Raw genomic sequence first — 23,709 nt, 5'->3', positions numbered from 1 at the left:
AATTAAATAAAGAAATGAGGAAAAGTTATGTGGTTATTTTTTACCCTCGCAACAACCTTTATCTGGGGTCTTGCGGAGCTATTCTATAAGAAGGGAGCTAATCCGGACGAGAAGTTTGCTCATTTGAAGATATGCGTTTCCGTAGGTATCATCATGGGTATGCATGCAATCTTTACATTGCTTACTCAGGATATCGGATACGATCCAATCAACCTTGTTCGCTATCTTCCAGTATCCCTTTGCTACATTCTTTCAATGGCATTTTCATTCTTCGGAATGCGATTCATTGAGGAGTCAATCTCAGATCCAATCGAGAACACATCAGGTGCCATCGTTTCACTTATGTGCGTAATCATCCTTGGTGAGACAATTGCAACAGGCTCAATCATTGCTATCGTCATCATCGTTATCGGTATTCTTGGACTTGGCTTCCTTGAGAACAACGGCGATACCGACAGAAAGAAAAAGCTTGGAAAGAAGATGGCAATTATCGCATTTGCGATGCCATTCTGCTATGCAACACTTGATGCACTTGGAACATTCCTTGATATTTATTATTTGGAAATGGAAACAAGCCCACTTGCAAACGTAAACGAGGCAACAATCGAAGAGGTAGCTAACACATCTTACGAGCTCACATTCTTCATCTGTGCAATTCTTCTCTTACTTTTCATGTGGAGCCGCGGAGTGAAGTTCGAGCTTCCAAAACAGAGAGACAAAGTACTTGCCGGTGTTTGCGAGACAGCAGGTCAGTTTACATACGTATATGCAATGAGTGGAAATGGTGCAATCGCTGCTCCAATCATTTCAGCAGTATGTGTAGTATCACTTACACTTTCAAGAATCTTCCTTAAAGAAAAGCTTACAAGAAAGCAGTATCTATTCTTGTTCTTGGTCATCGCAGGTATCCTTATTTTAGCGACAATTGAGGGAGACTAAAAATCGTAAATGCGATATAATCAAAATAACAAAGGAGACACAATGGGGCGTACATTATATTTAGAATGTAATTCAGGCATTAGTGGCGATATGACTGTAGGTGCGCTTTTAGACTTGGGGGCTGATAAGCAATACTTATCCGAGGTCCTAAGTACCATAAATGCTGAGGGCTTCAAGATTGCTTACAGCAGAGTGAAGCGAGCAGGTTTGGATTGCATGGATTTTGATGTAATCTTGGATGATGAGCATGATGGTCATGACCATGACATGGATTATCTTTATGGACATCTCCATGAGGAGCATCATGAACATGAGCATCACCACGAACACCATCATGAGCATAGGGGCATGAAGGAGATAAATCAAATTATCGATTCTGCAGCCCTTACAGATAGAGCAAGAGAGATTGCTAAAAGGATATTTAATGTGTTGGCAGAGGCAGAATCAAAGGCCCATGGGGTACCAGTGGAGCAGGTTCATTTCCACGAGGTTGGGGCTATTGATTCTATCGTCGATATCATTTCCATTGCAGTTTGCATGGACAATCTGGATATCACAGACGTGATTGTTCCAAAGCTATATGAGGGCCAGGGAACTGTCAGATGTCAGCATGGCATTTTGCCAGTGCCAGTGCCAGCAGTAACCAATATTGTTTCTAAATACAAAATTGGATTAGAAATTCTAGACATCAATGGAGAGTTAGTTACTCCAACAGGAGCTGCCACAGTAGCGGCACTTAGAACAAGCGACACATTGCCAAAGGAATTCGTTATCGAAAAGGTTGGCATGGGTAGCGGAAAACGGGACTATGGTTTAGCAGGTTTTTTACGAGCAATGATTATTAAATAATCGGGGGGAAAAGGGGTTTCTTACATGGAGAAGATTGAAGAATTTAAGGATTACTCAGCTAGTGAAGTTTTGTATATGTTAAAGGATTTGCCTGATGCCTGCTGTGTTTTCAGGGTTATGACAGATCCTTTTGGCACTGTACATGACATGCAGTTCATTTTCGTAAACGAAAAATACGCATCTTTAGTTGGAAAACCAACAGCGGAATTAATGGGTGCAACATACTATACAACTGTTGCAAACAGGGATGAAGATTGGATAAGGCTCAGCTATCAGGCTGCAGTCATGCGCCAATCTGTCATCAACCGCACTTTCAATACACAGTTCAATAAATGGTTCGAATTCTGGGCAGTTCCAGTTTATAAAAAGGGCTTTTGCGCCTTCATCATTCATGATGTTACAGCTGAAAAGCGCAAGGAGGAAAACCAGGAAATTGTATCTAATTCTAATAATCTAATCTTGGATTGCGCCAAGGTTCTTTCCACAAGCGATTTTAAAAGAGGTATCAAGGCTACACTGAAAGCTCTTGGAACAAAAATAAAGGCAGACAGAGTCTATATTGTAGAGTCGAAGGGCGGTGACCTGGGAGATATCTATGAGTGGACAGACAAAAAGAGTGGCACAGGCCTGCCAAACAGAAAAGACTTTGAGAGATTTGATTTCTTCACAATGTGGGATAGGCAGTTGCTGGAGAATAGAGTTGTAATTGTTAATGATACGAAAGAAATCATCAAGAAGAATAAAGAAGTATACGAGGATGTACTGCAGGGAACAATTTCCCGTTACATTATCACGGCTATACAGGACAAGAGTGAGACAATCGGATATCTTGTTGCCGACAATTTCTCTTTGTACCTGGATATAAATCTGGCAGAAGTATTTGAGACAGTTGCCATCTTCATTTCCGAGGAGCTTAGAAACTACATCCTTGGTCAGGAAATGCAATATATGAGTTCCCACGATGCAATGACAAACCTAAGAAACAGGAATGCATTTACAGCAACCCTCAACATGATAGAGGGTATGAAGATACCTGTTGGGGTATGCTTTGCTGATATCAACGGTCTTAAGGCAATCAATGATGATCAGGGCCACGATGCAGGTGACGAGTACATAAAAGAAGCAGGAGCCATTGTAGAATCAGTCTTCAAGAAGAAATACAGCTATCGAATCGGTGGAGACGAGTTTATCGCCATTGTTCCTCAAGTAGAAAAGGAATATTTCGAGGAGCTAGTAGCAAAGCTACGAAAAAAATGTAAAAAGGTATCTATGGCTATAGGCGCTGTATGGCAGGAAAATGCAGAAAATATAGAAGAGATGATTAACAGTGCCGACAAGCTGATGTACAATGATAAGGCAGAGTTCTATTCTGCAAATAACGACCGAAGACACTAGGATTTATTATGGCAAAACAGAAAAAGCAGATTGAATACAGATATTATGAGATTCCAGAAGGCCATTATGTAATGGCGCTTTTGGGCGATAGTTGGGTTCGCAGTTACGGAGCGGAGCAGGAAAATCTTCTTCATTTTCATAACTATATGGAAATAGGTTACTGCTATTGGGGCAATGGCCAGCTCACAATCGAGGAGGCCAATGTTAATTACAAAGGTGGAATAATCACCATCATCCCAGAGAATATTCCACACGAGACCAAAAGTTTCAACAACGGAATCTGCAAATGGGAGTATCTGTACATCGATATTAACAGCTTCATAAAAAAGGAAATGCAGTTCAAGCGCATGCTTCCTGAGGAAGTGATAAAGCGCCTTAACAATCAGGGCTATGTAATTCAGTGGAATCAGAATAAGACCTTGAATACCATTGTTAGAAACATCATTGAGGAATACCGTGAGCAAAAGCCTTACTATAAGGAATCTGTAAAGGGCTATCTGAGAGCATTCATAGTGGAGTTGCTTCGTATCAACGAGGATATGAGTTCTTCCCTTACAATCGAGGAGAAGCGCCTAAATAGCTACATTGAAAAGAGTATAAATTACTTTGCAGAACACTATGCAGAGGAAATAAAGATGGCTGATGTGGCCGATGAATGTGGTCTTTCTGAAAGCCATTTTAGACGCATATTCGAAGAGACAATGAGCATGAAGCCTCTTGATTATTTGAATATGGTTCGAATAGACAAGGCATGCGAGATAATCCAGAACAAGGATTACGCCATGGAGGAAGTTGGATTTAGAGTTGGATATCAGACTCCATCAACCTTCAATCGTAACTTCAAAAAGCTTACTGGTAAGACACCTTATCAGTGGAAAAAAGAAGAGAATCATTTAGGAATAACAAAAAAGAATTATCAAATCAGTGCAAAGAAAGGATGGTAATTTAGCTACGCTAAATCGCCATCCTTTTTTCACGTTCTTAACATATTTTCGTAGAAAAACAATTATTTAACAATCTTTGATAGTCGAATTTGCACTTTTTTAGAGTGATTTTGTCAGACAATAAGCAGATATAACTAGTATTATGACCATATGAGGGGTACGTATTGGGTAATAAGTTGTGCATGATGCACAATAACCCCCGAACAATTTAAACAAATAAGGAGAAGAAGAGAATGAAGAGAAGATTACTTTCACTCATGCTTGTTGGTGCAATGGCAGCTTCTATGGTAGCATGCGGCAGCTCAAGCTCAGACACAGCAGCAACAGGCGATGCTGCTACAACAGAGGACGGCGCAGCTGCAGCCGACGTTCAGTCAGATGACGAGAACACACTTACAGTTTATGCTTGGGACGAAAACTTCAATATCCCAGCACTTCAGGCAGCTGAGAAGGATTACCAGGATGTTAATCCAGATTTCCATCTTGAAATTATCACACAGTCACAGTCTTCAGATGTTGAGAACGCTGTAACACTTGCAGCAGAGGCTGGCGACTACAGCACATTACCAGATATCGTACTTTTCCAGGATCACTACATCCAGCAGTACGTTACAAATTATCCAGATGCATGGCAGGATGTTGACGATGCTGATTGCGATTGGGCAGGACTTGGAGCTGAGAAGCTTTCATACTCTACAATCGATGGCAAGCATTACGGATTCCCTGTAGATGCAGGAACAGCAATCTTTGCTTACAGAACAGACCTTCTTGAGCAGGCTGGTTACACAATCGATGATGTAACAGGTATTACTTGGGACAGATTTGATGAAATCGGTAAAGATGTATACGCTGCAACAGGCAAGTATTTACTTTGCATGGACGGCGACGGAAACGACTTATTCTACATGATGCTTCAGGCTGAAGGTGCTTCGCAGTTCAAGAACGGCGAGCCATACTTCACAGAGAATGAGAAGCTTGTGGATGTATTCAACGTAGTAGTTAAACTTGCTCAGGACAATGTTCTTTACCTTGCAAATGACTGGTCAGATTACACAGATCAGGCTATTCAGGGCGACATGGTTGCAGGTGTTTACAATGGTAACTGGATCATTCCTACAATCGAGCAGGTTGCAGACAACTCAGGTAAGTGGGAAATCACAACAGCTCCTACACTTACAGGTGAAGAAGGATATGCTTCAAACGGTGGTTCTTCACTTTACATCACAGCTAACTGCTCAAAGACAGACCTTGCTAAGGACTTCTTAGCATACACATTTGGTGGTCGTTCAGCAGAGGACGGACAGTCTACAACATATGATGAGGCACTTACAAACGGTGGTGTTATCGGAACATGTGCAGCAGCTGCAGAGTCAGATGTTTACCAGCAGGGTGTTGCTTACTTCAACGATCAGCCAATCTACGCAACAATTGTTGAGTACACACAGCACGTACCAACAGTTGAGCAGTCAGATTACCACTACTCAGCACGTACACAGCTTGCTACAGCTCTTCAGAGCGTACTTACAGATGGCGTAGATGTTGATACAGCACTTGAGAATGCAGAGCAGCAGCTCAGATTTGATATGGGATTATAATTCCAATCAATAAAAAAGTACTAAAAGATAATTTTTGGGGAAGTGGTAAACCCACTTCCCTTTTTTAAAAAGAAGAGGGAATCGCCGTGGAAAAGAAAAGAAGAGGAATGACGCTTGCTAATAAGCAATTAGCAGCGGGCTGGATTTTCCTTACACCAGCAACAATACTCATTTTCATAATGAGTTTTTATCCAATTATTAAGGCTTTTATAACATCATTAAAAACAGGTAAGGGTGTCAATATCGCATTTGCTGATCCACTTACCTACAATTACACTCGAATGTTACAGGATAGTATTTTCATGACATCCATGAAAAATACATTCTTTTATTTAATAATACAGGTCCCTATCATGCTGATCCTTGCCATCCTTTTGGCACAGCTTCTTAACAACAAGGACTTAAAGTTCAAGGGACTTTTCAGAACATGTATCTTTTTACCATGTGCTACATCACTGGTTTCATATTCTTTGATTTTCAAGTCAATGTTTGCAACACAGGGTCTTATCAATTCAGTTCTTATAAAGATTGGTATCATCAGTGAAAACATTAACTGGCTTGGAACTCCATCAACAGCAAAGGCAGTAATCATCATTGCTTTGATTTGGAGATGGACAGGATACAACATGGTATTCTACCTTGCAGGACTTCAGAACATTGAATACTCAGTATATGAAGCTGCAAAAATCGATGGTGCAAGTGGTTGGAAGACATTCTGGTACATTACAGTGCCACTTCTTAAGCCAACAATCGTTATGACAGCAATCATGTCAATCAACGGTACATTACAGCTCTTCGACGAGTCAATGAACTTGACTAGTGGTGGACCTGCAAACTCAACAATCACAATGTCACACTACATTTACAACCAGGCATTTGGTCAGGGTGTTGGACAGTTAGGATACACATCAGCAATGTCATTTATCGTATTCATTTTGGTTGGAATTCTAGCATTTATTAGTTTGAAAGTAGGTGATACACGTGACTAAAAAGAGAAATAAATCAATGATACAGCGTAGGCTTATACCTACTTACATCTTTTTGATAATCTGCTCGCTAATATCAGTATTTCCACTTTATTGGATGATTGCAGCAGCAACAAACGAATCACTTGCAGTTGCTAGAGGTTCAATCACATTTGGAAATCAGCTTGCAGTAAATTTTGAACACTTAAAGAATGCAGTACAGGGTACTCTTTGGAGCAGTATGGGTAACTCATTCTTCTACTCAATTGTGCAGACTATATTTACACTTTTTGTATGTTCAATAGCAGGCTATGGCTTTGAGCTTTATCACGACAAGGGCAAGGATAGACTTTTCGGAATCCTTCTTCTTGCTATGATGGTTCCTGCAGTAGCAACAATGGTTCCTTTGTACGGACTTATTTCAAAGGCAAAATTACTTAATAGTGTTTGGGCTTTCATCCTTCCAGGAATCTCAACACCATTTATGATTATGATGTTCAGACAGAATTCTCGTAATTTCCCACCTGACATCATGGAAGCAGCCAGAATTGATGGACTTCCTGAATGGAAGATCTTCTTCAAGATGTATGTTCCAATTCAGAAATCAATCTATGCAGCAGCTGCTGTTATCACATTTATGAACGCATGGAACGCATACATGTGGCCAAAGGTAGTAATGAGCGACAACCGTGCTCAGACAATGCCAATGTTCATCGCAAACATTTCAAGTGGTTACACCGTAGATTACGGTATGACAATGCTTGGCGTATTGTTCTGCTCAGTACCAACAATGTTTGTATTCTTCGTACTTCAGAAGCAGTTTGCAGAAGGAATTACAGGATCGGTAAAATAAAATGAATGAATTCAATTATGAAATTGTAAAAGACCCAAGAGTTTTTCAACAAAATAGATTAGATGCTCACTCAGACCACGAGTATTACGACAGCGAAGCATATGCATACGGTGAAAAATCTAATTTCAAGTACTCTTTAAATGGCACTTGGAAATTTGAATTTGCCAAGAATTATGAGTGTTGCGACAAGAACTTCTATGAGGATGGAAGAGATTGTAAGGGATGGGACGATATTAAAGTCCCAGCCCATATCCAATTAGAAGGCTACGATAAAATCATGTACGTGAACACTCAGTATCCATGGGATGGTCACGAGGCCGTAGAGCCTGGCGAAATACCAACGGAGGAGAATCCAGTTGGTAATTACGTCAAGTATTTTACAGTTCCAGAATTCATGAAAAAAGGTCCAGTATACATCTCATTTCAGGGTGTAGAAAGTGGATTTGCTCTCTGGCTTAACGGCCAGTATGTTGGTTATAGCGAAGATTCCTTTACTCCTAGCGAGTTCGATTTAACACCTTTCATCAGAGAGGGAGAGAACAAGCTGGCAGTTCAGGTGTTCAAATGGACAGCTGGAAGCTGGTGCGAGGACCAGGATTTCTTCAGATTTTCAGGCATTTTCAGAGAGGTTTATCTGTATACAGTTCCGGAGACACACATTCGCGACATTCGTATCCAAACCCTTCTAGATGACGATTATAAGGATGCTACTCTTGTAATTGATATGGATGTTGTTGGAGAGGGACTTGTTCAGATGACTCTTTCTGATGATGATGCAGATGTGCTGAACAAAATGGCAGTAGAAAATGGCAAGAATCACATGGAAATTCATGTGAGGGAGCCAAAGCTGTGGAGTGCAGAACATCCTTATCTTTTCGATTTACAGCTCAATGTATTCGGCCCAACAGGCAGACTTTCAGAGGTAATAAAGGAAAAGGTAGGCTTCAGAAGATTCGAGATGAAGGACCATATGATGCACATCAATGGAAAGCGCATCGTATTCAAGGGTGTTAACCGCCACGAATTTTCTTCATCAACAGGACGTGCCCTTTCAGAGGAGGACATCCTCAAGGACATCATTACAATTAAGCAAAACAATATAAACGCAATCCGTACAAGCCATTATCCAAACCAGACATTCTTCTACAGATTGTGCGATATATTTGGATTGTACGTTATTGATGAAACAAATTTAGAGACTCATGGAACATGGCAGACACCTATCCAAATCCTGAAAATGAGGGATGATAGCTACGCTGTTCCAGGAGATAGACCAGAATACACAGACAACGTTATCGACCGCGCTCACAACATGTTTGAGCGTGACAAGAATCATCCATGTGTCCTTATTTGGTCACTTGGAAATGAAAGCTACGGCGGAAGCAACCTTAGAAAGATGCAGGACAAGTTCCATGAATGGGACAACACACGTCTTGTACATTATGAGGGTGTTTTCAACGATAGAAGAGTAGATTTGTCAGATGTGGAATCTACAATGTATGTCTACGTAAAGGACATCAAGAAGTGGCTTTCAGAGCACAGAGAGAAGCCTTACATTAACTGTGAGTACATGCATGCCATGGGAAATAGCTGTGGCGCCATGAGCAAGTACACAGAGTACGCTTATGAGGAACCATTGTTCCAGGGCGGATTTATCTGGGATTACATTGACCAGGCCATTACAAAGAAGGATGTAAATGGCGTTGAATTCGAAGGCTACGGCGGAGATTTCGACGATAGACCAAACGATGGCAGCTTCTCAGGAGATGGCATCTGCTACAGCAAGGACAGAGAGCCTAGCCCAAAGATGCAGGAGGTTAAATTCGATTATTCAAATATCAAGATAACCTTCGAGGATGGCAAAGCCATCATTGAAAACAGAAATCTGTTTACTAACACAAATGAATACACAGCCATTCTTACAGTAGAAAAGCTTGGCGATTTGATAGCAGAGGAGGAGCTAGTAATCGATTGCCCTCCACTTGAGACTACAGAATATGCTTTGGAGCTTGATTTACCAAGGGATGATGAGTATGTAGTGACACTTTCATTTGTCCTTACAGAAGATACAATGTGGGCAAAGGCAGGCCATGAAGTAGCCTACGGCCAGACTACAGTTGGACGCTTCACCTTCGAAAGAGGACCAAAGCAGCAGCTTAAGGTTACTCAGGGTTTCCATAACCTGGGCGTAAAGGGCGATGATTTTGAGGTGCTATTCGTAGGACAGAAGGGCCTTAGCTCATACAAATATCACGGAAAAGAGCTGTTAAAGCGAATCGTAATGCCAAACTTCTGGCGCCCAATGACAGAAAATGATTTGGCAAACCAGTTGCCATTTAGAGCGGCTCAGTGGAAGTTAGCAAGCAAATATATCTCAACATCTGTTATGGATCAGGGAATCAATGAGTTCCCACAGGTGGATGCCACAGATGAGCGAGTAAAGGTAACTTACACATATCACTTGGCTACAAAGCCTGCAGGAACATGTCAGGTAGAGTATGTAGTATATGCAGATGGACTTGTTGAGTGTAGTTTAAGACTTCCTGCATCAGCGGAAATAGGCGAGCTTCCAGAGCTTTCCATGACATTTGCATTAGATAGCCAGTTGGAGAACTTGGAATGGTACGGCAAAGGTCCAGAGGAGACATACAACGACCGCGACCATGGCAAGCTAGGAGTATTTAGAAATAAGGTAGCTGATAACATGGCTAAATACTTAGTGCCACAGGAATGCGGAAATCATCAGGATACAAGGTACGCAAAGCTTACCGACAATCGAGGAGACGGAGTCCTCTTCCTTACAAAGAACAATGGATTCTCGGCCCTTCCTTACACAGTACATGAAATCGACGAAGCAATGCATCCAACAGAGCTTCCACCAGTTCATTTCACACATGTGAGAATAGGCAAGCAAATGGGCGTTGCAGGAGATGATACCTGGGGTGCAAAAACACATCCAGAATTCATGTTAGATAATAGCAAAGACATGGAGATTTGCTTTAGTTTCAGGGGTATATAAGGTATAATTAGATTCGGCTACACACGTGGCCGGATCTTTTTATTTAGGAGGTAGGATAATGTTTGAATCAAACGACACATTCGTAGAAGAGGCAGTAAAGGTAATAGAAACAGCCCAGGATAAAACAAAAAAAACAGGTGCTGCTGTAGCAACATTCTGCTTGTTGGTTGGTACTGTTGGCTATTCAAGAGGGATTTTGACACTTATAATGGCGATTTTGCTCATTATTATGGGTATATTTACGATAATCTTATATTCGAACAAAAACATCGAATATGAATATGACTACACAAATGGTAGCCTTGAGATTGCTAAAATCATTAACAATGAGAAGAGAAAGAAGGTTGTTACTATTGAGTCTAGCGAGATAAAGATGGTTGCAGCTGTTGGAACAAACGAATCACTTAAGTTTGACCATGTTCAGCTTAAGACATATGACTGTTCAGCACACGATGAAGAAGTAAAAGATTACATCTTAGTGGCTCATAGCGAGGCAAAAGGCAACGATTTTAAAGTAATATTCAACCCTTCAGACAAGTTGCTTACAGCAATGGAGAAATACAATAAGAGAGACATTTATCGTTAGAATTAAAGGAGAAATGTGATGAACGAGCAGGAGTTAAAAGTAATTTTTGAGGAAAAGTTCGGCCAGGGTGGCGATATTCGTACATATTTTGCACCAGGCCGTGTAAATCTTATAGGAGAGCACACTGATTACAACGGTGGTCACGTGTTCCCATGTGCCCTTACAATCGGTACATATGCAGTTGCAAGAAAGCGCGAAGACAGAGTAATCAAGCTTTACTCAGCAAATATCGAGCATGTAGGAGTTATAGAAAGCTCACTTGATGACCTTACAAATAAGGATGCATATCATTGGGCAAACTATCCACTTGGCGTAGTTTGGGCTATGATCGAGAAGGGTTCAGAAATTAAATCAGGATTTGAAATGTGCGTTTGGGGCAATATTCCCAACGGTTCTGGCCTTTCATCATCAGCATCACTTGAGGTACTTACAGGCACAGTAATCACTGATTTATTTGGTATCGACAAGACAATGATAGAGTTAGCCCTTATCGGACAGTACTCTGAGAACAATTTCAATGGATGCAATTGCGGTATAATGGACCAATTTGCGGTTGCAATGGGTAAAAAAGACCACGCCATTTTCCTTGACTGTGCAGATTTATCCTATAAATATGCCAGCGTAAAATTGGACGGAGCAAAGATAGTAATCACAAATTCAAAGGTAAAGCACTCACTTGTAGACAGCGCATACAATGACAGACGTAACGAAAGCTCACAGGCTCTCGCTGATCTTCAGACAGTATGTGGCATCAGCACACTTGGCGAGCTTACAGATGAAGAGTTTGAAAAGTATGGCTCTGCAATCAAGGATGAAGTAAACTATCGTCGTGCAAAGCATGCCGTAGCTGAGAATCAGCGTACAATCAAGGCTGTAGAAGCTCTTAATAAAAACGACATCGAGACATTCGGCAAGCTTATGAATGCCAGCCACGTATCACTTCGCGATGATTACGAAGTATCATGCGAGGAGGTAGATTTCCTTGTAGAGACAGAGTGGAGCGTTCCAGGTGTAATCGGTGCCCGCATCACAGGCGGCGGATTCGGCGGCTGCACAGTAGCCATCGTAAAGGACGAAGCTGTTGAGAACTTCAAGGAGACAGTAGGTAAGGCATACAAAGAAAAGTATGGCTTAGACGCAGAGTTCTATGTAGTAGACATCGGTGATGGAGCTAGAAGATTAAGCTAATAAAAGATTTTGTAGGGAGGCTATCCGGTTGGATAGTCTCTTTTTTATGTGGACAATGATATAATCTAAAGAAAAGCCAATATGTAGGTTTAATCCGTACATATTGGCTTATTTTAATTGCTACCTTTTAGAGGAAATGGGCGCGAAGCTCTTCTGCAGGAATTGGTGAAAGGTAAGCTGGTGCGATGTCGAATACTGTCTTTGCACCTGTAGCGCCTTCCTTGTTCATGCGAGAAATTGCTCTTGCGTATGCTGTAAGTACTGCACCTGTAAACTCAGGGTTTGAATCGAGGTTTAAGCTGTACTCAATGACATGCTTGTTGCCATCAAATCCTGTCTCACCTGTGTAGATAACGCTTCCGCCATGTGGTAATCCACTGTGGTTCTTCTTCAACTCTTCCTCAGAGATAAAGTTTACTGTTGTATCATAATCTGAGAAGTAGTTAGGCATTTCCTTGATTTCCTTCTCGATGCGTGCCTTATCAGCACCTTCCTCAACAACTACGAAGCATTCTCTTGTATGCTTTTCTCTTGTTGTAAGCTCTGGATTCTCACCATTTCTAACTCTCTCAAGTGCTTCTGGAACTGGAACTGTGTACTGTCTAGCATCAACAACACCTTCGATACGACGAATTGCATCTGAGTGACCCTGGCTAACGCCCTTGCCCCAGAATGTGTAAGCCTGTCCCTTTGGAAGGATTGATGTTGCATAAAGACGATTCAATGAGAACATTCCTGGATCCCATCCGCATGAGATAAGACCAAGCTTTCCAGCTTCCTTTGAAGCTTTATCTACATTTGCAAAATGCTCTGGGATTCTTGCATGTGTATCAAATGAATCAATTACATTGTAGAGCTTTGCGTACTTTGGTGTCATTTCTGGTAAATCTGTAGCACTACCTCCGCAAATAACAAGTACATCTATATCTTCTTTTCCTGTATCCAAATCTGCTGTAGATTTAACAGGTGCGTTAGACTTTACTGTAACTGTACTTGGATCTCTTCTAGTATAGATAGCTACAAGCTCCATGTCTTCGCTAAGAGTAACAGCAGCTTCTACACCACGTCCAAGATTTCCGTATCCTAAAATACCAACTTTAATCATGTCATACCTCCATTATTCTTTTTAATCTTTTGTAATTTTAAAACAAGGATTAGTTGTATGCAACTGTTTAGATTAAAAAAGAGGCCACCCTTTCGGATAGCCTCCCTACATAGCTGCTTTCTTTATTTAGATAAATTTATAAATTGTAGTTGAGTGAGCCTTCTGGCCTGCTTTGGCAATTGGCTGCTCAAACTCAGGTACATTTACTGCATTTGGGAAGTACTGAGACTCGAAACAAACTCCGAAGCGCTTGCCGTAAGGGCAGTCACCCTTGCCGATATGGCTGTCATCAAGGTAGTTGCCAGCATAAAGCTGTACGCCAGGTAAATCAGTGTAAACTTCCATCTTTCTTCCGCTTGCAGGGTCTTCAAGTGTGCAACTTGGCTTTGAAAGAGATGGATTGTTGAGGCAATAATTGTGGTCGAAACCGCCTGCCCAGTTGAGCTGGTCATAGTCAGCCTCTGTATCCTGCTTGAGAGCCTTAGGAGTAGTGAAATCCATTGGAGTTCCCTTTACTTCACGGCATTCTCCGTGAGGAATAGACTCTGAATCTGTGTGAGTATATCTGTCAGCATCAATCCAAACAATGTGATCCATAACAGAACCTGAGTCATGTCCGTTCAAATTGAAGTAGCTGTGGTTAGTTGGGTTGAAGATTGTATCAACATCAGAAACCCCTGAATACTCAAGCTTTAATGAGTTGTCATCACCAAGAGTGTATGTGATTGTGATATCCATTTCTCCTGGGAATCCGCACTCGCCATCAGCCTTGTGGCATGTGAATGTGATGTGGCTGTCATCTACAGACTCTACATTCCAGATGCGCTTGTGCATTGGATGGAAGCCTGAGTGAAGATTGTTCTTGCCGTCGTTGGCATCGAGCTTGTACTCAACACCATTTAAAGTAAATTTTGAATCGCCGATACGGTTGCCATTAGGGCAGATGCAGCATCCAAATCCAGGAGAATTCTCAAAATAATCCTCAATATTGTCATATCCTAAAACTACATCTGTAAGAATTCCTTCCTTATCTGGAACCCAAAGCTCTAAAAGATTACAACCAAAATTCATGATTTTTGCCTGCATACCATTCTTATTGATAAGAGTATATGCAATCATGTCTTCGCCGTTTTTAGTAACGCCTACTTTTTCTTTTTCCACGATAAAAACCTCCCTATAAAATTAACTACACTAATGATAAATGTATGTGGTTTTTAATACAAGAGATACAAAATAATTAATCAATTTATAAAGGTAAAAATGTCAAAGAAATGACATTATGGTAATATATTTATATCAAAACAAGGTGGTCCGAGAATGAAGGCCAATAACAAGAAAATCTTTCGACTAATCAAACTTCAAATAGTACTGTTACTGCTGCTGGTTTCGGCCGTCACCTACTACTATGCCAGCGGTTATGCAGCTCAAGTCTCTGAGTTAAAATCAGAGGCTACTTCTCTTGTGAAAAAATCCACGGAAGATACATTCAGACAGATAGAAACCAGTGAAGTGTACGATGCAAACGGCAACACGATTTCTGTGTTGAAGGGCGAAAAGGATGTGTACTACATCACTTACGACCAGATTCCACAGAACGCGGTGAAAGCCCTCGTTTCCATCGAGGATAAAAAGTTCTTCGAGCACAACGGTATTGATTATAAGGGAATTGCCAGAGCCTTGTACACAATGCTCAAGGACAAGGAAATCACCCAGGGTGGTAGTACAATCACTCAGCAGCTTGCCAGAACAATCTTCCTCAGCAATGAAAAGACTTGGCAGCGTAAGGTGGAGGAGATATATATTGCATCAGAGCTTGAAAAGAAGTATTCCAAGGAACAGATCCTTGAGTTCTACTTAAATAATGTATATTTCGCCAACGGATATTATGGCATAGAGGCGGCAGCCAAGGGCTATTTTAGCAAGGATATTTCAGAGTTGTCCCTTTCGGAAGTCTGTTATCTGCTGGCTATTCCGAACAGCCCAACCTACTACGACCCAGTGGTGAATCCGGAAAACACAATCACCAGACGAAACACAATATTGTCGTCCATGCTGAAGGACAAGGTCATCAGCGAAGCAACTTACACGTCAGCAGTCAACGAAGAAATCGTGCTGACAAGACCAGACAGTATCAAGAATAACTACGTAGAAACATACGCATATTACTGTGCAACAAGGGCATTGATGAAGGCGAATGGCTTCGAGTTCAAGACTGAGTTTGATTCAGAAGAAGATGAGGAAGCCTACAACAGGGCTTACGATGAAGCTTATAATCAGTGGAACACCACATTATTTACATCAGGCTATCGAATTTACACATCCATAGATTTGAACATGCAAAATGAGCTGCAGGCGGCAATAGATTCCCACCTGGAGGATTTTACAGATGTAAATGAAGATGGCATCTACACAGTGCAATCCGCAGGAGTGTGCATCGATAACGAGACAGGCATGACCAAAGCAATTGTCGGTGGACGTAGCCAGGATGTGACAGGCTACACATTAAACAGAGCATATCAAAGCTTCCGTCAGCCAGGCAGCTCAATCAAGCCGCTTATTGTTTACACACCAGCCATCGAAATGGGCTACACTCCAGACAGCAAGGTGATGGATGTGAAGCAGGAGGGCGGCCCTGATAATGCGACAGGCACTTATGCGGGAGAAATCACACTTCGTCAGGCGGTGGCCCAGTCCAAAAACACAGTTGCATGGCAGCTTTATTCAGAAGTGACACCACAAAAGGGAATCCAGTACCTTAAGAACATGGGCTTTTCCCACATAGAAGATGACGACTATGGCATGGCAGCATGCCTCGGAGGTCTGACAGTTGGCGTAAGTCCTTTGGAAATGGCAAAAGGATATGCCACTATCCAAAATGATGGCTATATGCGAGAGCCAGATTGCATTTTACAAATCACTGATTCTGAGGGAGAGGTCCTTTACGAGGCCGAAGAAGAACAAGTGCAAGTTTACGAAGAAAATGCTGCCAGAACCATGACAGATATGCTACAATCGGTAGTGGCTGAGGGCACTGCCAGAGGTATCGACCTAGGTGAAATGCCAGCAGCAGGAAAAACCGGCACAACAAATAACAACCGTGATGGATGGTTTGTAGGATACACCAGATATTACACTACAAGTATTTGGGTTGGTTCTGATCAGCCCAAGAAAATAGCGGGCTTGACTGGCTCATCTTACCCAGCTAAAATCTGGGAAGAATACATGAACACTATTCACGAAGGATTACTTCCTGCGGAATTCAAAAAGCCAGTGGAATACATAGGCACAGAAGAGCAGCAGGATGAAGTAGAGATAGATGAAGAGGGCGAATCAGAAGAGGAGCCATACGGCGTCTTCGATGAGGAAAATCCTGGGGAAGAGCCTCAGGAGCCAAACACATATAGGATTATTACTGAAACTTATGATGGAGCAGAAGTTCCAGAGGGTGCCATACCAGATGGCGCTACAGATATAGAGATAACAACCACCACTGAATCAGTGGAGGATCAGGTTGAATAGAAGTAATATGGAGGATTTTGAAAGAAATGGCAAAGTACGGATTTGGATTGGATCTGGGGGGAACAACATGTAAGTGCGGCTTATTCACAGCAGAGGGTGAGCTACTTGAGAAGTGGGAGGTTCCTACAGACACATCAAACGGCGGTGTAAACATCCTTAAGAATCTTGCACAGACAGTTGTTAAGAAGATGGATGAAAAGGGCATTGCTGCCGATGATGTAGCAGGTGTAGGTATTGGAATTCCTGGCCCTGTATCAGATGACGGTGTTGTAAACCGTTGCGTAAACCTTGGATGGGGCGTATTCAATGTTGAGAAGGAATTCTCTGAGTGCCTCGGTGGTCTCAAGGTTAAGGCTGGTAACGATGCAAACGTTGCAGCACTAGGTGAAGCTTGGATGGGAGCTGCAAAGGAATACTCTAGCTCAGTAATGGTAACACTTGGCACAGGTGTTGGCGGTGGCGTTATCATCAACGACGATATCATCAGCGGTGCAGCAGGTGCAGCAGGAGAAATCGGTCACATCAGAGTAAACTATACAGAGGAAAACACTTGCGGTTGCGGCAATCACGGATGTCTTGAGCAGTATTGCTCAGCAACAGGTATTGCTCGTCTTGCAAAGATTCGTCTTGCTCAGAATGATGATGCAAGTAGCCTTAGAGATGTAGAAACACTTGATGCAAAGGCTGTTTTCGATGAGGCAAAGAAGGGCGACGTAGTTGCAAAAGAAATCGCAAGACGTGCTTGTGAATACTTGGCACAGGGACTTCAGGTAATCTCTTGTGTAGTAAATCCAGAAGCTTTCGTTATTGGCGGTGGCGTTTCAAAGGCTGGCCAGTATCTTGTTGATGAAGTAGAATACAGATTCAATCAAATCGCATTCCACGGCTGCAAGAGCACCAAAATCGTTCTTGCTTCACTTGGAAACGACGCTGGTATCTACGGCGCAATGAAGCTTATCCTTTAATAAGTAAAAAAGCAAACAAAAAGGCAGGTCAAACGACCTGCCTTTAATAATTCATATTTATTTTTTAATAACGCCAGCGTATCCCTTGCCAACAAGAACACTTGCAACATCTGTAAGTGTCTTGAATTCTACGTCGCGGCCACTTGCCAACCAATCCTTGTAAATAGATGTGATTGCCTTTGTGTATGAACGTACGATTGAAGGATGCTCAGTCTGGTTGAAGAACTTAGAAAATTCGTCACTGTTCAAAACCTTATCTACAACTGCATTGTAGAAGAATGAATATGACTCGTCGCACATAAGCTTCTTCTGAACCTTGCTGCATGACTCAAGATATTTGTAGAAGTATGTGATACATCCACTAAGATCCATGTCTAATGCATACTTTCCGATGTGCTCTAATAAGTCTGAAGAAACTTCTTCTTCAATTTCATCAATCAAATCATCCAAAGATGTATAGTGAAGATAAAATGTCTTTCTGTTGATTCCTGCTCTTTCTGTAAGATCGGTAATTGAGATTTCGCGATAGTCACGTGCTAGTACGAGTTCGTTAAATGACTTTCTAATTGCGGTAAGAGTTCTTCTTACACGTAAATCTTTGCTTCGTTCTCTCATGTTATACTCCTTTTCTTATTAATTACTTCCCTAAGGCGGATTAAGCAATAAATCCATTCTCTAACGTTAATGTTCTCCCCTATTCAAGTCCTATCATTATGTCTATTGTCTACTATACCACGGATGAGGTCGCTCGTGGACTTTTTAATAGAATTTTAATATTTTTTTTGTTGCTTGGACACAATTTGGAGTGTATAATGCAAATTGTCCGAAACCGAATTGTCCGGAACCGAACATTCCGAAGTCGGACATTCCCAAAGCAAATTAAAGAAAGAAATTATAGAGGAAAGGAGAAAAAAATGTGTTCAAAGGAATTTGACAATAAGACACATATAGGTTTTTTGTGCGGAAGCATAGGTCGCGAAGTTAAGGACGCTATTAACAGAGGCGCCTGCGACAACAAAATGGATCTTTGCACAACAAAGAACGGTTGGCTTATTGGTTATTTTGTTAGACAGACTGAGCCTATTTTCCAAAAAGATTTGGAAAAAGTTTTCCATTTTCCTAAATCTACATTGGCAGACATGATTCAGACTCTTGAAAGAGACGGCTTAATAGCGAAGGTATCAGTGGATGGAGATGCCCGCAAAAAGCAAATCGTTGTAACAGACAAGGGAATGGAATTCAATCATCTTATAGAGAATCAGATTCTTGAAGTTGAAGAATACGTAACAAAGGATATCTCTGAGGAAGAAATCGCCACTGTGATTCGCGTCCTTGAAAAGATGCAGCAAAATGCTAGGGAATACAAATCTTACGTAGAATTAAAGAAGGAGGATTAATCTTGGTAAAGAGATTATTACAGGAAATAAAAGAATACACCGCAGCAGCATTAGTTACTCCTATTTTTATGATTCTTGAAGTAGCAATGGAAATGATAATTCCACTTCTTGTAGCAGACTTAGTAGACAAAGGTGTTGAAGCGGGCAACATGAGCGAGATTTACCGAATCGGCGGATATATGCTCATTTGCGCAGTCGTAGGTTTGTTTGGCGGCGTAATGGGAGCTGTTTACGGAAGTAAGGCTTCTGCAGGATTAGCCAAAAACCTTAGAAAGAAGATGTTTGAAAACATTCAGACCTTCTCATTTGAAAATATCGATAAGTTCTCAACAGCAGGACTTGTTACACGTCTTACAACAGACGTAACAAACGTGCAAAACGCGTTTATCATGGTTCTTAGAATGGGATTCAGAGCACCAGTTACAGTTATTGTAGCTATGGTACTTTCTTTCAGAATCAATGTACATATTGCATCGAACTTCTTTTTTGCAATGGTCATCATTCTTGCATTCATGACTTTCGTACTCTTCAAGACAAGACCATTATTCGAAATTCTTATGAAGAAGTACGATGACTTGAACGCATCTGTACAGGAAAATGTCACAGGTATCAGAGTTGTAAAGGCTTACGTTCGTGAGGCATTTGAAAAGACAAAATTCGTAAAGGGCAGCCAGGGCATCTACAAGGCAGCAACAGCAGCAGAAAAAATGATCGCCTTCACAATGCCAATGATGAGTGCAGTTATTTATGTATGTATCATCCTTATCAGCTGGTTTGGTGCACATGAGATTGTTATCGAGGGCACACTTACAACTGGTGAGCTTGTTTCATTATTCTCATACTGCATGAACATTCTTATGTCACTCATGTTCTTCGCTATGATTTTCATCATGGTTACTATGTCAGTTGCCAGCATGAAGCGTATTTATGAAGTACTTGAGGAAAAGACAACAATCACAAACGGTGAGAATCCAATCTACGAAGTACCTGACGGATCAATCCAGTTCAAGGATGTTGTCTTTGGATACAACAAAACAGCAGAGCGTCCAGTTCTCGACCACATCAATCTTCAGATTAACTCAGGCGAGACAATCGGCGTACTTGGTGGAACAGGTTCAGCAAAGACTACTCTTGTTTCAATGATTTCACGTCTTTACGATGTGGATGAGGGTGAAGTTCTTGTAGGTGGCAACAACGTTAAGGATTACGATGTTGAGACAATTCGTAATCAGGTTGCTGTAGTTCTTCAGAACAACGTACTTTTCTCTGGAACAATCGCTGAAAACCTTCGTTGGGGCGACAAAAATGCAACAGACGAGGAAGTAAAGCGTGCTGCAAAGCTTGCATGCGCAGACGAATTCATCGAGAAGTTCCCAGATGGCTACAACACACACATCGAGCAGGGTGGTACCAACGTTTCTGGTGGACAGCGCCAGAGACTTTGTATTGCGCGAGCTCTTCTTAAGAAGCCAAAGATTCTTATCCTTGATGACTCTACATCAGCAGTAGATACAGCTACAGATGCAAGCATCCGCCGTGCTTTCCGTGAGGAAATCCCTGGCACAACAAAGCTTATCATCGCACAGCGTATCTCATCTGTTATGGATGCTGACAGAATCATCGTTATGGATGATGGTAAGGTCAACGACTTCGGTACACACGAAGAGTTGATGGCTAGAAATGAGATTTATAAGGAAATCTATGAGCAGCAGACAGGCGCCGGCAGCGGCGACTTTGACAAGGCTCAGGAAGGAGGCGAGGACTAATGGCTAGAGGACCACAACCAGGATCAATTCCTAAACTGACAAAAGAGCAGAAGGCCGCAAGACGAGGAGTTCTCGGCCGCCTTGTTAAATATGTAGGAAGCAGATACCCAGCACAGCTTGTACTTGTACTTATCTGCATCTTCCTTTCAGTAATCTGCAATGCAAAGGGAACAGCCTTCATGCAGGAGCTGATTGACGTTTATATTCTTCCAATGCTAGAAAGTGGCAGCACAGATTTCGGCCCACTTGCAGATGGAATCAAGACATTGATTGGATACTACGCAGTTGGTATCATCGCAATGTTCTCATACAACTTTATTATGATTTTCGTTGCCCAGGGCTCACTTAGAGACTTGAGAAATGAGATGTTTGAGAAGATGGAGGATTTACCAATCCGCTACTTCGACACACACGCACACGGCGATATCATGTCAGTTTACACAAACGATATTGATACTCTTCGCCAGATGATTTCACAGAGCTTCCCACAGATGTTCAACAGTGCAATCACCATCGTTACAGTATTTGTGTACATGCTTATGATGTCACCAACCCTTACAGGTGTGACAATCGCAATGATTATCATTATCTCACTTGTTACAAAAACACTTGCTGGCACATCCGGAAGATATTTCCGCAAGCAGCAGCAGGCTCTCGGTGCAGTAAACGGTAACATCGAGGAAATCATGAACGGACAGAAGGTTGTTAAGGTTTTCTGTCACGAAGAAGAAGTTATGGAGAAGTTCAACGGACTTAACGAGGAACTTTTCGACAATGCTTATCGTGCAAACAGACTTGCAAACTGTTTAGGACCAGTAAATATGCAGCTTGGTAATGTAAACTACGTTATCTGCGCAGTTGTTGGTGGAACACTTGCCCTCAACGGCTGGACAGGACTTACACTTGGAGCGCTTGTTTCATTCCTTCAGTTTACTCGTTCATTTATCATGCCAATCCAGCAGGTATCACAGCAGTTCCAGTCAATCGTTCTTGCTATGGCCGGCGCTGAGCGTGTATTCGAGCTTATCGACCAGGTACCAGAGACAGACGATGGCTACGTAATGCTTGTTAATGCAAGAGAAGAGAACGGTGAAATTGTTGAGTGTGAAGAGCGTACAGGAATGTGGGCTTGGAAGCACTTCCACAAGGCAGAAGGTACAACAACTTATCAGAAGCTTGAAGGTGATATCGTCTTTGACGACGTAGACTTCGCCTACAATCCAGACAAGGTTGTCCTTCACAACATCAAGCTTTTCGCTACACCAGGCCAGAAGATTGCCTTCGTTGGTGCAACTGGTGCCGGAAAGACAACTATTACAAACCTTATTAACAGATTCTACGATATCGCTGACGGAAAGATTCGTTACGATGGAATCAACATCAACAAGATCAAGAAGGCGGACCTTCGTCGATCACTTGGTATCGTACTTCAGGATACACATTTGTTTACAGGCACAATCGCTGACAACATCCGCTACGGTAAGCTTGATGCTACTGAAGAGGAAGTTATTGCAGCAGCAAAGCTTGCCAACGCAGACGGATTCATCCGCAGATTGCCTCAGGGTTACAACACAGTAATCAAGGGCGACGGCGGCAACCTTTCACAGGGCCAGCGCCAGCTCCTTGCAATTGCCCGCGCAGCAATCGCAGATCCACCAGTTCTTATTCTCGACGAGGCTACATCATCAATCGATACTCGTACAGAGAAAATCGTACAGGACGGTATGGACAAGCTTATGCACGGCCGTACAACATTTGTTATTGCCCACAGACTTTCAACAATCCGCAACAGTGATTGCATCATGGTTCTCGACCAGGGACGCATCATCGAGCGCGGCAACCATGAAGAACTTATCCAGGAAGGCGGTAAGTACTACCAGCTTTATACAGGTAAGATTCAGAACGCATAAAGCTATGGATTTTGGGCTGGCTCAGGCCTGGTTTCAGGCCGAGTGAGTTGAATATATTTGGAACCCTTCGCGGTGCTTCGGCGCTGCGGAGGGTTTTTTGTTGTGCTTTTGGGAGATGGTTGTGCTGTGTCTGGAGAATAGCTTGTGTTAGGGAGCTGGCTCGGAGTCAGTGGCTAATTTGGGGGAGTGGGGGAAATAGGCCTGATTTTTGATGCTGGTGATTATCGGCTATATTGGTTGACAAGTTTGATTTCAGCAGGTATAGTATCAAACGAGTTTTTGAAAGATTTGTTTTCATATAACAATCTAATTGTGGGTTCATGTATCGAACCCGAAATCCCATTAATACTTTAAATTGAATCAAATCATCGTAGATATACTCTCAGTCTGCCCGCACCAAGCGGCGGCCTGAGGGAATGGGCTTTTCGCTTGTGCGTTGGCTTTTATGGGCTGGTTTAGCCTGGCTGTGACGATAGATGATTCATGTTGAGAAGGTTGGAATAGGCATTGTAGCCTTGTTTTGCGAGGCAGCCTATGTTGAGAAGGAATAATAGGCATAGATTATTGCTGTTAGGAGAGGGGCTGTTACCAGTTTTAGCCCAATTATGTGGCACATTGGCGCCCTGAGAGGGGGAGCCAGACACGCGGAAAAGAGAAAAAGCTAAAAAGGCGTGTCTGTTAGGAGAGCCAGAGACACGCGGAAAAGAGAAAAAG

The 23,709-nt window shown here is 42.1% G+C and carries 18 protein-coding genes; 15 read left to right on the top strand and 3 right to left on the bottom strand.

Features of this window, described 5'->3' with window-relative positions; all coding sequences use genetic code 11:
- Positions 1 to 27 precede the first annotated feature (27 nt).
- The 10 genes from CRN97_RS09975 (at position 28) to CRN97_RS09930 (ending at position 12,333) form a co-directional block, all read left to right on the top strand.
- Entirely contained in the window at positions 28 to 939 is a 912-nt protein-coding gene (locus CRN97_RS09975) for a DMT family transporter (protein WP_074791173.1), read from the top strand.
- Positions 940 to 981: 42 nt separating this feature from the next.
- On the top strand, positions 982 to 1,788 hold the full coding sequence (gene larC, locus CRN97_RS09970) for a nickel pincer cofactor biosynthesis protein LarC (protein WP_097076781.1): 807 nt from the start codon (positions 982 to 984) through the stop codon (positions 1,786 to 1,788).
- A 24-nt stretch (positions 1,789 to 1,812) separates the two neighbouring features.
- Positions 1,813 to 3,183, top strand: coding sequence for a sensor domain-containing diguanylate cyclase (locus tag CRN97_RS09965; RefSeq protein ID WP_097076780.1), 1,371 nt, complete (start codon positions 1,813 to 1,815; stop codon positions 3,181 to 3,183).
- Positions 3,184 to 3,191: 8 nt separating this feature from the next.
- The gene (locus tag CRN97_RS09960) at positions 3,192 to 4,127 is read left to right on the top strand and encodes an AraC family transcriptional regulator (protein ID WP_097076779.1); all 936 of its coding nucleotides are present in this window, start codon (positions 3,192 to 3,194) and stop codon (positions 4,125 to 4,127) included.
- Positions 4,128 to 4,360: 233 nt separating this feature from the next.
- Complete coding sequence (locus CRN97_RS09955) at positions 4,361 to 5,722, top strand: ABC transporter substrate-binding protein (RefSeq protein ID WP_074791183.1); 1,362 nt, start codon at positions 4,361 to 4,363, stop codon at positions 5,720 to 5,722.
- Between the two features lie 107 nt (positions 5,723 to 5,829).
- On the top strand, positions 5,830 to 6,711 hold the full coding sequence (locus tag CRN97_RS09950) for a carbohydrate ABC transporter permease (RefSeq protein WP_179670740.1): 882 nt from the start codon (positions 5,830 to 5,832) through the stop codon (positions 6,709 to 6,711).
- Between the two features lie 16 nt (positions 6,712 to 6,727).
- Positions 6,728 to 7,540, top strand: a complete 813-nt coding sequence (locus CRN97_RS09945; RefSeq protein WP_044939142.1) for a carbohydrate ABC transporter permease — start codon at positions 6,728 to 6,730, stop codon at positions 7,538 to 7,540.
- Position 7,541: 1 nt separating this feature from the next.
- A complete protein-coding gene (locus tag CRN97_RS09940; RefSeq protein ID WP_097076777.1) occupies positions 7,542 to 10,559 on the top strand; it encodes a glycoside hydrolase family 2 TIM barrel-domain containing protein in 3,018 nt (1,005 codons plus the stop codon).
- Positions 10,560 to 10,617: 58 nt separating this feature from the next.
- Positions 10,618 to 11,145, top strand: a complete 528-nt coding sequence (locus CRN97_RS09935; RefSeq protein ID WP_074791186.1) for a DUF6106 family protein — start codon at positions 10,618 to 10,620, stop codon at positions 11,143 to 11,145.
- Positions 11,146 to 11,163: 18 nt separating this feature from the next.
- Complete coding sequence (locus CRN97_RS09930) at positions 11,164 to 12,333, top strand: galactokinase (protein WP_097076776.1); 1,170 nt, start codon at positions 11,164 to 11,166, stop codon at positions 12,331 to 12,333.
- Between the two features lie 127 nt (positions 12,334 to 12,460).
- Here the strand turns inward: CRN97_RS09930 and CRN97_RS09925 are convergent, their stop codons facing one another.
- Both CRN97_RS09925 and CRN97_RS09920 read right to left on the bottom strand, forming a co-directional pair.
- Positions 12,461 to 13,438, bottom strand: coding sequence for a diaminopimelate dehydrogenase (locus CRN97_RS09925; RefSeq protein ID WP_044939128.1), 978 nt, complete (start codon positions 13,436 to 13,438; stop codon positions 12,461 to 12,463).
- A 126-nt stretch (positions 13,439 to 13,564) separates the two neighbouring features.
- Positions 13,565 to 14,599 carry an aldose epimerase family protein gene (locus CRN97_RS09920; protein WP_242962066.1) on the bottom strand — a complete coding sequence of 345 codons (1,035 nt, stop codon included), beginning with the start codon at positions 14,597 to 14,599 and terminating at the stop codon, positions 13,565 to 13,567.
- A gap of 156 nt (positions 14,600 to 14,755) precedes the next feature.
- Between CRN97_RS09920 and CRN97_RS09915 the strand changes: the two genes are divergently transcribed.
- Positions 14,756 to 16,957, top strand: coding sequence for a transglycosylase domain-containing protein (locus tag CRN97_RS09915; RefSeq protein ID WP_097076775.1), 2,202 nt, complete (start codon positions 14,756 to 14,758; stop codon positions 16,955 to 16,957).
- Positions 16,958 to 16,983: 26 nt separating this feature from the next.
- The gene (locus CRN97_RS09910) at positions 16,984 to 17,922 is read left to right on the top strand and encodes an ROK family glucokinase (RefSeq protein ID WP_090395238.1); all 939 of its coding nucleotides are present in this window, start codon (positions 16,984 to 16,986) and stop codon (positions 17,920 to 17,922) included.
- A 57-nt stretch (positions 17,923 to 17,979) separates the two neighbouring features.
- Here CRN97_RS09910 and CRN97_RS09905 read toward each other — a convergent pair whose 3' ends face one another.
- The gene (locus tag CRN97_RS09905; protein WP_090395239.1) at positions 17,980 to 18,537 is read right to left on the bottom strand and encodes a TetR/AcrR family transcriptional regulator; all 558 of its coding nucleotides are present in this window, start codon (positions 18,535 to 18,537) and stop codon (positions 17,980 to 17,982) included.
- A 299-nt stretch (positions 18,538 to 18,836) separates the two neighbouring features.
- Between CRN97_RS09905 and CRN97_RS09900 the strand changes: the two genes are divergently transcribed.
- Genes CRN97_RS09900 through CRN97_RS09890 form a run of 3 tightly spaced genes read left to right on the top strand, consistent with a single transcriptional unit; the run spans position 18,837 to position 22,995 of the window.
- Positions 18,837 to 19,319, top strand: coding sequence for a MarR family winged helix-turn-helix transcriptional regulator (locus CRN97_RS09900; RefSeq protein ID WP_097076774.1), 483 nt, complete (start codon positions 18,837 to 18,839; stop codon positions 19,317 to 19,319).
- Between the two features lie 2 nt (positions 19,320 to 19,321).
- Positions 19,322 to 21,085 carry an ABC transporter ATP-binding protein gene (locus CRN97_RS09895; RefSeq protein WP_097076773.1) on the top strand — a complete coding sequence of 588 codons (1,764 nt, stop codon included), beginning with the start codon at positions 19,322 to 19,324 and terminating at the stop codon, positions 21,083 to 21,085.
- Positions 21,085 to 22,995, top strand: coding sequence for an ABC transporter ATP-binding protein (locus CRN97_RS09890; protein WP_097076772.1), 1,911 nt, complete (start codon positions 21,085 to 21,087; stop codon positions 22,993 to 22,995). Before CRN97_RS09895 ends, CRN97_RS09890 begins: the two co-directional genes overlap by 1 nt.
- The last annotated feature ends 714 nt before the right edge of the window (positions 22,996 to 23,709 follow it).

Source organism: Pseudobutyrivibrio ruminis DSM 9787, assembly GCF_900218035.1.
Classification (GTDB): domain Bacteria; phylum Bacillota; class Clostridia; order Lachnospirales; family Lachnospiraceae; genus Pseudobutyrivibrio; species Pseudobutyrivibrio ruminis.
Note: the sequence above shows the minus strand (reverse complement) of the source record. Positions and strands in the feature narration are given on the sequence as shown.